The sequence below is a fragment of the Microcystis sp. M49636_WE2 genome (assembly GCF_030065375.1).
Classification (GTDB): Bacteria; Cyanobacteriota; Cyanobacteriia; order Cyanobacteriales; family Microcystaceae; genus Microcystis; species Microcystis aeruginosa_C.
This window is the reverse complement of the sequence record NZ_JASJFG010000105.1, coordinates 1-12757: the sequence shown is the minus strand read 5'-3', so window position 1 is coordinate 12757 and position 12757 is coordinate 1. Positions and strand designations below refer to the sequence as shown.

Here is a 12757-nt window from a genome sequence, read left to right as displayed (position 1 = left end):
TTTAGAGTACGAGTTATTGGATAGGGGGATAGCGGTGGAGCGTCAAGTTCCTCAATCAGTGATTTATCGCGGTGTTAAACTTGATTGTGGTTATCGTCTCGATCTATTGGTGGAAAATCTGGTTATTGTCGAACTGAAAACCGTTGAACAACTTACCCCCATTCACGAGGCCCAGTTGTTAACCTATCTCAAATTACGCCGGCTTTGGCTAGGATTACTGATTAATTTTAACGTTCCCGTTCTCAAACAAGGCATCAAACGCCTTGTCAACAATTAATCTTTGTGTCCTTTGTGCCTTTGTGGTTCCTCAATCTTCGTGTCCTTTGTGCCTTTGTGGTTCTTTTATCTCCCATGACCTACCGTAAAAAACTCATTGAAGTGGCCCTACCCCTAGAAGCCATTAACGTCGAATCGGCACGGGAAAAGTCGATTCGCCATGGTCATCCCTCTACTCTACATCTTTGGTGGTCCCGGAAACCTTTGGCTACAACTAGGGCGGTTTTATGGGCTTCTTTGGTAGATGATCCTTCCAGTTGGCCAGAGAAATTTCCCACGGAAGAAGCACAGAATCGGGAACGGCAGCGATTGTTTGATATTTTGGGTAGGATTGAGATTGAAAAGGACAAGAAAGGTAACACTAAGCAGGTGGTTAGAGGGTTGGTATCTTGGGATGAGATTAACCAGCCTAACTCAGCAGTATTGCTAGAAGCACAGCGAGAAATTGCGCGCTGTTTAGCTTGGGAACGTGGGGAAGAACCTCCCACTAAACCTGATGCTATACGGGATTATATCGCTAAATATGCCCCCCCCGCCTATGACCCGTTTTGTGGTGGTGGTTCCATTCCTTTGGAGGCCCAGCGCTTGGGTTTGCAGGCCCACGGTAGTGACCTCAATCCGGTGGCGGTGTTGATTACTAAGGCTTTGATCGAGATTCCGCCCAAGTTTAAGGATAAACCGCCGGTTAATCCCGATTCTCGCCAAAAACAAAAGATTTCTTCCTGGGAAGGGGCCCAGGGATTGGCCGCAGATGTGCGCTATTACGGTCAGTGGATGCGGGATGAGGCTTTTAAAAGGATTGGCTATCTTTATCCGATGGTGGAAACCAACCACAAAGGCACAAAGGACACTAAGGTGATTGCTTGGCTTTGGGCCAGGACGGTGAAGTGTCCTAATCCGGCCTGTGGCTGTCAGATGCCTCTGGTTAATAAGTTCTCGCTTTCGACGAAGAAGGGTAAGGAGGCTTGGGTTGAGCCTTTTGTGGGAGATGTTAACACTGAGGGGGATTTTAACCACAAAGGCACTGAGGACACAAAGGGGGATGATTTTGGTGTCTCTGTGGTGCCACCCAAAATCCGCTTTGAGGTGAAAACGGGTAAGGGTACGGCCCCAGATGGGACGGTGAACCGCAAGGGTGCAGTTTGTATCGCTTGTAATACTCCTGTTCCTTTTGATCATATCCGTAGGGAAGGTAAGGCAGGCCGGATGGATTCTCAGTTAATGGCTATTGTCGCTGAAGGACAAGGGGGAAGGGTTTATCTTTCTCCTGATGAGGAACAGGAATATATCGCTAAAAAAGCACAGCCTGAATGGAAACCTGATTCAAATTTACCAGAACAGGCTTTAGGCTTCCGCGTACAAGGTTATGGCATGACGAAACACGCCGATTTATTCACTCCCCGTCAACTCGTCGCTCTCACTACTTTTAGCGATTTAGTAAGTGAAGCCAGAGAAAAAATTAAAGCTGATGCAGTAGCCGCAGGAATCCCTGATGATGATTTACCTCTTAATGATGGGGGAATAGGTGCGACGGCTTATGCGGATGCGGTGGCGACTTATTTGGCTTTTGGCGTAAGTCGAATAGCTAACACTTTATGCACTATAGCAAGATGGACAGCAAGTCGTGACCAAACCGTCACGGCATTTGCACGACAGGCTATTCCGATGACATGGGATTATCCAGATGTCAATCCATTTTCAGGTGCTGCTGGTGATTTAAAAGTCTCTTTATCTTCAATTTGTGATGTTTTAGAAAAGCTTCAGTTTAGTCAACAAGGTAATGTTCAACAAATTGATGCTACTGCTAAAAGTAATGACGAAATAGCACCCAGAATCATCTCTACAGACCCCCCATACTACGACAACATAGGCTATGCAGACCTTGCAGACTTTTTTTATGTTTGGTTGCGTCGTTCCCTTAATTCAGTCTATTCAAACATCTTCAGCACTTTACTCGTACCCAAAACACCGGAATTAGTCGCTACTCCCTATCGTTTTGGGGGTGATAAAAAAAAAGCTCAATCCTTCTTTGAGGAGGGCTTAAGAAAAGCATTCGGGCGAATGAATGGGATGGCTCACTCAGATTATCCTCTTACTGTCTATTACGCCTTTAAACAGGCAGAAACAGAAGACAGTGATGATGATAAGGGAAATGCTGTTGTCTCTTCCACTGGATGGGAAACCATGCTCGAAGGTTTGATTAAATCTGATTTTTCCATTGGTGGCACATGGCCAATGCGAACAGAACTGAGTAACCGTAGTGTTGGACTTGGCACTAACGCCCTCGCCTCCTCCATCGTCCTCGTGTGTCGTCCCCGTCCCGCCGACGCGCCCAAAGCCAGCCGCCGCCAATTCCTCAACGAACTGAAGCGCGACCTTCCCCAAGCCCTAAAACTGCTGCAACAGGGCAATATTGCCCCCGTTGACCTCGCCCAAGCCAGTATTGGGCCCGGGATGGCAATCTACTCCAAATACGCCGCTATCCTCGAATCTAACGGCACTTCTATGGGTGTTCGTACCGCCCTGCAACTGATTAACCAGATTCTCGACGAATTTCTCACCGAACAAGAAGGAGAATTTGATAGTGATACCCGTTGGGCGCTGACTTGGTTCGAGCAGTACCAATTCAACGAAGCACTATATGGCAATGCAGAAACCCTCTCCAAAGCCAAAAACACCAGTATTCAGGGCATGGTTGAAGCTGGCATACTAGAAGCAAAAGCCGGTAAAGTGCGACTACTCAAACGTGAAGATCTTAAAACCGATTGGAAGCCAGAAAAAGATGAGCGGACACCCATCTGGGAAATCACCCAACACCTCATCCATACCCTCGATAAAAACGGCGAAACCGGAGCCGCAGAACTCTTGGCTAAACTAGGAAACAAAGCCGATTTAGCCAAAGAACTCGCCTATAGACTTTATAGCCTCTGTGACAGAAAAGGTTGGACCCAAGAAGCCATAGCCTACAATAGCCTCGTCACCTCTTGGCCAGAAATCACCCGCCTAGCCAACGAATATAAACCCTCTCCCGAACAACTATCCTTTTCTTTGTGACCTTTGTGCCTTTGTGGTGAATTTAAACCACAGAGACACAGAGAACACAGAGTTTTAAAATCAAGTAGTAACCCCCATGAAACTAACCATTGAAGTTCCCGATAACTTAGCAAAACGTCTCAATAACTACTTAAAAGAGCATCCCGAAGAAACCCCGTTAAGTGTAGTTCAAGAAGCCCTAGAAATCAAACTAATTCCCAAAGATACCTCTAGACTTCTAGAACTAGCGGGAATTGTCGAGAATGCCCCACCAGATGCCTCCGTTAACGAAGATTATTTGACATGAGACGATTAGTCCTTGATGCCGGGCCACTTATTGCCCTGTTATCGAGCCAAGATAATTACCACAAGGAAGCGATAAAGGGGTTTGCACAACTACCGCAGGAATTTGGCGCAGTTTTAACCCCTTTACCCATCTTGTTCGAGGTTTATAAATTCGTAGCTAGGGAACAATGTCCACAAGTAGCGCAAAAGGCATTAACTATAATTAAAGAAGAGACCACAATCGTGCCGCTTGAAATGGAAACCATGCAGACTACATTTGATTTAGTCATACAAATGACCAATTGGCAGGGTAGTCTAGAAGATGCTTCAGTGGTAGTCATTGCTCAAAAATTTAACGCCCTAATCTGGACTCTCGATTACAGAGACTTAACTTGGTTTAAAAACATTGAGCTATGGACACCATCTACCTAATCTTTGTGACCTCCGTGCCTTTGTGGTTCCCCAAACTTTGTGACCTTTGTGCCTTTGTGGTTCCCCAAACTTTGTGACCTTTGTGCCTTTGTGGTTCCCCAAACTTTGTGACCTTTGTGCCTTTGTGGTTCCCCAAACTTCGTGACCTTTGTGCCTTTGTGGTTCAAAATCCCCCCTCTCCCAAATCCCCACAAGTTTCTAATCTCAAATTGTAATTATGTTTAAAACAATCAAGTTTAAAAACTTTAAATCATGGCAAGATACAGGAGACATTTCCTTAGCTTCTCTTACAGGATTTTTTGGTAATAATAGCTCTGGAAAATCCAGCATTATTCAATTCTTTTTACTTCTCAAGCAAACTGTAGAGTCTAGCGATCGCCAAAGAGTCTTAAACACAGGGGATGAAAGAAGTTATGTTGAGTTAGGGACATTGTATGATATTGCTTATAATCATATTATCCCCAGTGTAATCTCTTTTAAATTAGAATGGGATTTATCAGAAGAATTAAATATTTTTAATCCCGAAAGCTCTCAAGAAGATGTACTTTTTTCCTTAAACTCTCTGGAATTTTATTCAGAAATAAAGCTAAATGATAATCAAATATTTTTAGAAAACTTTTGCTATAATTTTAACTATAATTCAGAAAATATAAGCTTTAAATTCAAGAAAAATGCCGAAAAAGACTCCTGTGAATATGAACTACAATCAGAAGGATATCAACCGAAAAGAAGTAGGGGGAGAGCTTGGCCTCTCCCAGTTCCAATAAAAAACTATGGTTTTCCTGACCAAGCAATTAGTTATTTTCAAAATACAGGCTTTTTATCGGATTTTTCCCTAGCCTATGAAAAAGCATTTGAGCGTATTTATTATCTTGGTCCCCTGAGAGAATACCCCAAAAGAATTTACTCTTGGGCCGGAGAAAAACCGCGAGATGTTGGCCGTAGGGGAGAATTAGCTATTCCGGCCTTACTAGCTTCTCAACAATCAACCATTCAAGAGACCATTGCTTACTGGCTAAAAGAATTAGCTCTAATTCATAGTTTTCAGGTGCAAGCAATTGCAAAAGATCGCAAAGACTATGAAGTTTTGGTACAAAGATTTCCCGATACAGCAAAAGTTTTAATAACGGATGTTGGCTTTGGTGTTTCTCAGGTTTTACCTGTTTTGGTTCTGTGTTATTATGCGCCAGAAGGCTCAACAATCATTTTAGAACAGCCAGAAATTCATCTGCATCCTTCCGTACAGGCTGGACTTGCCGATGTATTTATTGATGCTATTAAAACTCGCAAAATTCAAATCATTGTCGAGAGTCATAGCGAACATTTACTGCGTCGTCTTCAGCGTCGTATTGCTGAAGAAAAAGACGGATTAAGCCCTCAAGACATTAAACTTTACTTCTGTAATTCCAAGCAAGATGGAAGCTCTAGTTTAACCACCTTAGAAATCGACGACTTTGGAAATATTGCCAACTGGCCAGAAAATTTCTTTGGTGATGAAATAGGAGATTTATTTGCCATGACCGAAGCTGCTATAAAACGTCAGATAGTTAGTGAATAAACCCATGAAAGTCATTATTGATACAAACGTCTTAATCGCCGCTAACGGTAGAGATTGTCCTCAAGTTACTCCTAAATGTCAGTTAAGGACAGGACAATATTTAAGAGACATAAAAGAAAATGGAATCATTGTGATAGACAATCAATGGCTAATCTTAAAAGAATATAGAAACAAAGTAAATCAAACAGGACAACCAGGAATAGGAGACGCATTTCTCAAATGGGTATTGACTAATCAGACAAACTCTCAACGTTGTCAACAAGTCAAGATTCATCCTTCAGAAGATAATAGCTTTCAAGAATTTCCTGATGATCCTCAATTAAAAAAATTCGACCCATCAGACCGAAAATTTGTCGCTGTTGCCCTCGCCGCACAAGATTGCCCTCCCATTATCAACGCTGTGGATTCAGACTGGGCCGAGTTTTACGAAGCCCTAACCATCTACGGAATCAGCATAGAGTTTCTTTGTGGTGAAATCGTCTCCCCACAGACCACTCAAGCACAAGTACCTAACCCTCCGTGACCTTTGTGCCTTTGTGGTTAATCCCCCTTCGTGACCTTTGTGCCTTTGTGGTTCCCCAAACTTTGTGACCTTTGTGCCTTTGTGGTAAATCCCCCTTCGTGTTCTTTGTGCCTTTGTGGTTCAAAATCCCCCTTCGTGTTCTTTGTGGTTCAAAATCCCCCTTCGTGTGGTTATCTCTCCCAAATTGAGGCATTATAAAAATAACTCCTCATCAAATCCCATGGCAATCAGCAATCGTGAACGAGTCGGACGCGCCCTAGATTTCCTCAGAGAGGGACTATACCCCTTCATAGAACGAGAAATGAAAGCAAGCTACGGCCAGAAGTGGGTGGCCGTGGCCTTAAGTTGCCTCCCTGAGAGCTACACGATCCGCAGGACAGGTGATGCCGTCCTCAAGGAAGACGTTTCGGCCCTACTAATTGTCCTCTGGGAGCAGTGGAATGAAGTTTTTAAGAAAACCCTAGGCAGAAGCGATCGCTCTCTGGCCAGTGAACTAAGAGATGTCCGCAACGCCTGGGCCCATAACGATGCTTTCAGCCTCGACGATGCTTACCGGGCTTTTGATAGCATCTCTCGCCTACTGAGTTCGGTTTCCGCCGACACCCAAGAGGTGGAGAAGCAGAAGCAAGAAATCCTCAGACTTCGCTTTGAAGAACAGGCCCGGCGAGAGACAAGGCGCCAAGCGATCGCACCTACGGAAGGACAACCGATGTCGGGATTGAAACCCTGGCGGGAAATCGCCACCCCCCACCCCGATGTGGCTTCTGGACGCTTCCAACAGGCCGAATTTGCCGCCGACCTCTGGCAAGTCTATCTCGATGAAGGCTCTGACGAATACCGCGACCCGACGGAATTTTTCCGCCGCACCTACCTCACCGAAGGACTCAAGCAACTCCTCACCAATGCCCTGCTGCGTCTGAGTGGTAATGGCGGAGAGCCGGTGATTGAACTGCAAACTAACTTCGGTGGCGGAAAAACCCACGCCATGCTGGCCCTCTACCATCTGTGCAATGCTTTGGCGATCGAAGATCTTCCCGGTATGGAGTCGATCTTCCAAGCTCTGAACATTAAAAAACCCCCCGAAAATGTCAACATTGCTGTTCTGGTCGGCACTAAAGTCCAGCCTAGTGGCATTCCCCCCTACAAACCGGAACACAACAAGCAAAATCGCCCAGAAATCAAGACCCTGTGGGGAGAAATAGCTTGGCAACTCGGCGGCGCTGAGGGCTACGCTCTGGTTCGCAACGCCGATGAAACTTCCACTAATCCGGGAGACGCACTCAAAATATTGTTTAATCGTTTTTCACCCTGTTTGATCTTGATCGACGAATGGGTTGCCTATGCTAGGCAATTGCACGACAAGAACGATATTCCCGGCGGTAGTTTTGACACCCAGTTTACATTTGCCCAAACCCTGAGCGAGTCGGCGAAAAATGCCCAGCAGACGCTTTTGGCTGTGAGTATCCCCGCTTCGGAAACCGTTGACGAAAAAACCGGAGAAGTACGGACTACAGATGTTGAAACCGGAGGAGAACGGGGTACAGAGGCCCTAGACCGCCTTAAAAATGCGATCGGGCGCATCCAATCCCCTTGGCGACCCGCTAGTGCCGAGGAGAGTTTCGAGATCGTCCGCCGCCGTCTCTTTCAAACCACTACTGACCCGCAACTATTTGTCGCACGGGATGCGGTGATTAAAGCTTTCTCCGAGATGTATCGCACCCAGGCCCAGGAATTTCCTAGCGAATGCCTGGAGGCTGACTACAGACGCCGCCTGCGGGAAGCCTATCCCATTCACCCAGAATTTTTTGATCGCCTCTACTCCGACTGGTCAACCCTCGATAAATTCCAACGCACCAGGGGTGTTTTGCGACTCATGGCCAAGGTCATCCATTCCCTTTGGGAGCGAGAGGACAAGAGCTTGTTGATCATGCCCTCCCACGTCCCGATGGATGATGCTCAGGTTCAGTCGGAGTTAACCCGCTACTTAGATGATAATTGGGTTCCGATCATCGAAAAAGATGTAGATGGCCCCAATTCTCTGCCCCTCGACATCGATCGCCAAAATTCCAACCTGGGACGCTATTCTGCTTGCCGTCGGGTTACGCGCACTATTTACCTTGGCTCGGCCCCCACGATTCGGGCTGCTAACCGAGGACTAGAAGATAAGAGGATCAAACTCGGTTGCGTGCAGCCGGGGGAGACTGTAGCCACTTTTGGTGATGCCCTACGGCGGCTAACAGATCGGGCCACCTACCTCTACATCGATGGCAACCGCTACTGGATTTCCAATCAGCCCAACGTCACCCGCACAGCCCAAGATCGGGCAAACCTGCTCTTTGAGGAGCGGTATAAAGTGACAGAAGAAATCGTCCGGCGCTTGAAGGCCGACCAGCAGCGGGGCGAGTTTGGAGCGATTCATATTGCCCCAGAATCAACTGCTGATATTCCCGATGATCCTCATCTGGGGGTGCGGCTTGTAGTTCTCGGTACTGGGCAACCCCACAGCAAATCCGCCGAAGATAGCCCCGCTCGGCGTTTAGTGGCGGAAATTCTCAATCAGAGAGGGGGTAGCCCCCGCTATTACAAGAATACGCTTGTATTTGTTGCCCCTGACAAGTCGAACTTGGAAAACTTAGAGAAGAACGTCGCCGGATATCTTGCCTGGAATTCAATTGTGGCGGATAAGGAAACCCTCAATCTCGATGTTTCTCAGAATAAACAGGCGATCACTAAGCGCGATCAAGCCGACAAGGAGGTAAGCCTGATCCTCAACCAAACCTATAAGTGGCTGCTGGTTCCAGAGCAACCCGACCCCCAGAAAGGCATCCACTGGACTGATACCAACGCTCAGGGGGACGATTCGCCTATCGATCGAGCCAGCCGCAAACTGGTTCATGAGGGGCAACTGATTACCCATTACTCTGGTGACAACCTGCGGAGGGACGCCCTCGACAAATACCTGTGGCGTTCAACTAACCACATCGATCTGAAACGTCTGTGGGAGTACCTAGCGCAGTATCTTTACTTGCCCCGTCTCAAGAACCAGGATGTTCTACTTCAAACTGTGCGGGAGGGGGTTCGTTCTACGCTCGTACAGGAGAACTTCGGTTATGCAGAGGGCTGGGATGAGGCGAAGCAAAGATATACTGGTCTTGTCATCCTTCGGGATATTAACCCGAGTATCAGCAGTCACAGCCTTCTGGTTAAGCCTGATGTAGCCATGGGGCAGCTAGAGGCCGAGAAACCAGCTAACCCCCCGACCACTGCCGAGACTGATCCCGTTATCTCTAGTGACCGTGATCGGCCGCCATCTTTACCCTCTGGTGTTGGATTAACTGTGACAGAGACTCCCGGTGATCTGGTTGAGAAAAAGCTGGTTCTGCGGAGGTTTTACGGCAGTGTTGAGATCGATCCCCTGCGGATCAATCGAGACGCTCCAGCGATCGCCAATGAGATCATCCAGCATCTCACCCGACTCAGTGGGGCCAGGGTTAAGGTAACACTGGAGATTGAAGCTGACATTCCTGATGGTGTGCCGGATGATGTGGTGCGGACGGTGACGGAGAATTGTCGGACACTAAAATTTAATAATCAGTCTTTTGAACTGGAGTGAATATCGGGAAATTTCCCTATCTGGATTCGGTCATGGCTCTCTTATTCTTTGTGTGATCAGTTTAACTTACTATAGAAGCGATCAATCTTTGTGTCCTCTGTGTCTGGAGTGGTTCCTTCCACTCCCTCGCCAGCAGGACTGTATCTTAGAATACATTTTACCCACCAAACCTAAGAGAGCAATAATAATCCCCCTTTTATCTGAAAAAGAGGGATTTATTTAGTCCAAATTGGTTAGATTGTGAGGAAAGTTTTCACCCTTCTTAGTCTAAAGACAAGAGGTTTTCTGCTGATGTCTTCCCACTACCAAAGTCCGCGGATAGGAGATACACTAGGATCGGGAGCGGGTTGAGGAGCAACTTCAGTAAAGGTTCTGGTTTCCGGGGGTAAAGCGGGAAGTCCCCAAGCGGATTCTTTTTGGTTAAGTTCTCTTAAAAGTTGCGAGCGAGTGGTACTGACGGCGATTTCTGATTTTAGTTTCAAGCGGGAAACCCAATAGGGATGAGCTTTACCCACATAAATTAACTTGCCATCTACCACTTGCAATAGTACATCGTCACCACCAGTGCCATCCCCAACAATACGAGCGGTGGTTCCGTCAGCAAAGTCGCCGTTGAAAATTTCTTTGCCATCCACTGTTACAAGTCTGATCAATTGGATGGACATAATGCCACCCACGGTTCCCCGGACGCGACCGAGTATATAGTCACCGGGGTTGAGTTGCGGCTCACCTCTGTAGGTGTCATGGCCGCGCAGTTGACTGATCAAGATTTCGTTATTTTGTGGTCCTGCTTGTGCGGGTACAGCGCCAACGGTAGTTAGGGCAACTAAACCGGCAAAACCAGCGACAAGGGAAATTTTGTTAAACACAATTACCTCAAGCAAAAAGTTAGTAAATTCTCTATAGACGTTTTAGATTATAACTTAGTTCCTGATTTTGTCTATATTGCGAAATATTTGTTTAATAATTTCTCGATCGAGGGGTTGGAGGTTGGGGTTTTAGGGTGTTGGGGTTTTAGGGTGTTAGTTGAAATTCCCCCATTCTCCCGCTCCCTACCTCCCCACCTCCCCACTTCCCCTGAAAACTGGATTAAGCTAGGCTCTAAGACCGCTCGACATTGCTGAATAATTGAGGATCGAGGGTGGGTAGTTCGATATCTTTTTCTGCTGAGGAAGAGGCCAACTGGAAGCGATTGAAGGTTTGTTGAACGCGATCAAAAATGCTGATTTTTTGCTCGCTATTGTTCTGGGGTTCGGGAATAGGTTCCACTTCTAGCGGAGGCTGAATACCGGGGGCAGGTTCGTTAATCTCTTTTGTCTCTGGTATGGTGGTTAGGGGAGATTCGATCGCTTCAGGGGTTTCCTCGACCTTTTCGATTGTTTCTGTCTCCACTGGTTTTTCTTCCACGATTGGGCTTTCTGACTCAATAACAGGGTTTTCCTCAACTATAGGGCTTTCTGGCTCAATAACAGGGGTTTCCTCAACTATAGGGGTTTCTTCCTCAACTATAGGGGGTTCCTCAACTACAGGGGTTTCCTCAACTATAGAGGTTTCTTCTTCCTCAACTATAGGGGTTTCTGGCTCAATAACGGGGGTTTCTTCCTCTAGACGGGGAATGGTTTTATAGTTGGGATCAACAATGCTACGGGCAATTGTAGGGGATAAATCGCCGCGGACCAATTGACTGAGGCCGTCTTGGTAAGAGGGATCAAAGCTAATCACGCGCACGCTGGTATTAAACTCGTTTTCGACTTTATTTCCCTTACCATCGATGAATTCTAGTTGTACCCAGTTATTGCCCTTGGCAAAACCCTTGAGATAGATTGGTTCCCAAGTATCAAGCAGAAAACTTTCACCGTTGACAGTGACACGAATGCGCCAATTTTGAAGATTATTATCCCCGTTGGCAGTATTGGACAGACGTAGAGGAGCATTACTCAGATAAAAATCGAGCAGGATCGGTTCTGCACAGTAGATTCCCTGCGGACTACTGTAGGTTAATAGGGGTAAGTTGTTATCGGGGTCATTTTTGCCTGTTTTTGTCAGAATATGAAAGGTTGTTTCAGCAAATGCCCCATCATTTTTAAAACTTTCCTGCCAAGGACGCAGGGCCAAGACGCGCAGGGTGTGAGTACCGGGGGCAAGATTTTCTAGGATAATCGGTTGCTTGAGGTCGTAAATGGCTGCTGCCGGTTCATTATCGACAATTAGGCTCAAGTGGGGTCCTAATTTCAGGGTATCGTCTTGGAAAATTGGCAGATCCGACACTTGTAGTTTAACTGTCACCTGAGTGTCATCGAAAACTTGTTCGGCCAGAGGACTGAGAATCGTTACTTGGGGAGCGTAACGCTCTAAACTGGGGCGCAGTTCCTGAATTAGGACCGGGGGGGCCACCTCAGAAATGCGGCCTCGAACGACGGGAAGATGAGGGGTTTCGGAACTGGGGAGATTGGTAGCCGTCAGGCGATCGCCACAGGCAGTTAACAGGGTGGTCAGTAAACCAATCACAAGACATATATGAAGGGTTTTGACTGGGATTAATTTATGTAGTAGGGATAGCACGTTCCTCCTAGAGCCAAGGCCAAAATCTATACAAACCATTGATTTTTGCTAGAGTCATTGAATGCTCCGGTGTCAGCAAAAGCGCGAGAAGATGAGGTTATGGCCTCAATTTTACAGAATTGTTTGATTGTTTTTTGAGAATCTATCTATTGAATTTTCTATATGGTCTGGTGAGGGAGAAAAAGGGGAAATTGGCTTCCGGAGCGACAATTGATAAACTTTTGTAAAGAAAAATCACCAGTCAGACACTGACTAAGACCGTCCATAGCAGAAAACGTCTCTCCTATCAAGGATTAAGAGAATTTTAATTATTGTTAAGCATAACGAACAGACAAGAGAACAAAGACTTATCATCTACTATTGATGCTTTCGACTGGAATCTCACCCAAGAGGAAAGTCAAGCGACATTAACAAAAGGTGGGTCAGATTTCAACTTGCCTTTTTTAGGTTAAAAAATCTATCCTCAAATAAAACG

At 46.4% G+C, this 12757-nt stretch carries 9 protein-coding genes; 7 read left to right on the top strand and 2 right to left on the bottom strand.

Annotated elements, in window-relative coordinates; genetic code table 11:
- The 7 genes from PX484_RS02470 to PX484_RS02440 form a co-directional block, all read left to right on the top strand.
- The coding region (locus PX484_RS02470) for a GxxExxY protein (protein WP_288102755.1) at positions 1–277 on the top strand (277 nt) is incomplete at its 5' end.
- A gap of 74 nt (positions 278–351) precedes the next feature.
- Complete coding sequence (locus PX484_RS02465) at positions 352–3330, top strand: DUF1156 domain-containing protein (protein WP_287766099.1); 2979 nt, start codon at positions 352–354, stop codon at positions 3328–3330.
- Between the two features lie 76 nt (positions 3331–3406).
- Positions 3407–3616 carry a hypothetical protein gene (locus tag PX484_RS02460; protein ID WP_002754183.1) on the top strand — a complete coding sequence of 70 codons (210 nt, stop codon included), beginning with the start codon at positions 3407–3409 and terminating at the stop codon, positions 3614–3616.
- Positions 3613–4026: a type II toxin-antitoxin system VapC family toxin gene (locus PX484_RS02455; protein WP_002777130.1), complete on the top strand. Its 414-nt coding sequence runs from the start codon at positions 3613–3615 to the stop codon at positions 4024–4026. The genes PX484_RS02460 and PX484_RS02455 overlap by 4 nt, the downstream gene beginning before the upstream one ends.
- 217 nt (positions 4027–4243) lie before the next feature.
- Positions 4244–5584 (top strand): AAA family ATPase, encoded by a 1341-nt coding sequence (locus tag PX484_RS02450; RefSeq protein ID WP_287766079.1) that lies wholly within the window; start codon positions 4244–4246, stop codon positions 5582–5584.
- A 4-nt stretch (positions 5585–5588) separates the two neighbouring features.
- The gene (locus PX484_RS02445; RefSeq protein ID WP_002801404.1) at positions 5589–6107 is read left to right on the top strand and encodes a PIN domain-containing protein; all 519 of its coding nucleotides are present in this window, start codon (positions 5589–5591) and stop codon (positions 6105–6107) included.
- Between the two features lie 220 nt (positions 6108–6327).
- Entirely contained in the window at positions 6328–9720 is a 3393-nt protein-coding gene (locus PX484_RS02440; RefSeq protein ID WP_287766077.1) for a Swt1 family HEPN domain-containing protein, read from the top strand.
- Between the two features lie 302 nt (positions 9721–10022).
- On the opposite strand, the gene PX484_RS02435 is transcribed toward PX484_RS02440, so the two are convergent.
- Positions 10023–10589, bottom strand: a complete 567-nt coding sequence (locus PX484_RS02435; RefSeq protein ID WP_287766074.1) for a hypothetical protein — start codon at positions 10587–10589, stop codon at positions 10023–10025.
- A 232-nt stretch (positions 10590–10821) separates the two neighbouring features.
- Positions 10822–12321, bottom strand: coding sequence for a hypothetical protein (locus tag PX484_RS02430; RefSeq protein WP_287766072.1), 1500 nt, complete (start codon positions 12319–12321; stop codon positions 10822–10824).
- Between the last annotated feature and the right edge of the window lie 436 nt (positions 12322–12757).

Excerpts from the sequence above, each read along its gene's own strand:
- PX484_RS02465 (WP_287766099.1), top strand. The coding sequence starts at position 352 with ATGACCTACCGTAAAAAACTCATTGAAGTGGCCCTACCCCTAGAAGCC.
- PX484_RS02460 (WP_002754183.1), top strand. The coding sequence starts at position 3,407 with ATGAAACTAACCATTGAAGTTCCCGATAACTTAGCAAAACGTCTCAAT.
- PX484_RS02455 (WP_002777130.1), top strand. The coding sequence starts at position 3,613 with ATGAGACGATTAGTCCTTGATGCCGGGCCACTTATTGCCCTGTTATCG.
- PX484_RS02450 (WP_287766079.1), top strand. The coding sequence starts at position 4,244 with ATGTTTAAAACAATCAAGTTTAAAAACTTTAAATCATGGCAAGATACA.
- PX484_RS02445 (WP_002801404.1), top strand. The coding sequence starts at position 5,589 with ATGAAAGTCATTATTGATACAAACGTCTTAATCGCCGCTAACGGTAGA.
- PX484_RS02440 (WP_287766077.1), top strand. The coding sequence starts at position 6,328 with ATGGCAATCAGCAATCGTGAACGAGTCGGACGCGCCCTAGATTTCCTC.
- PX484_RS02430 (WP_287766072.1), bottom strand. The coding sequence starts at position 12,321 with ATGGTTTGTATAGATTTTGGCCTTGGCTCTAGGAGGAACGTGCTATCC.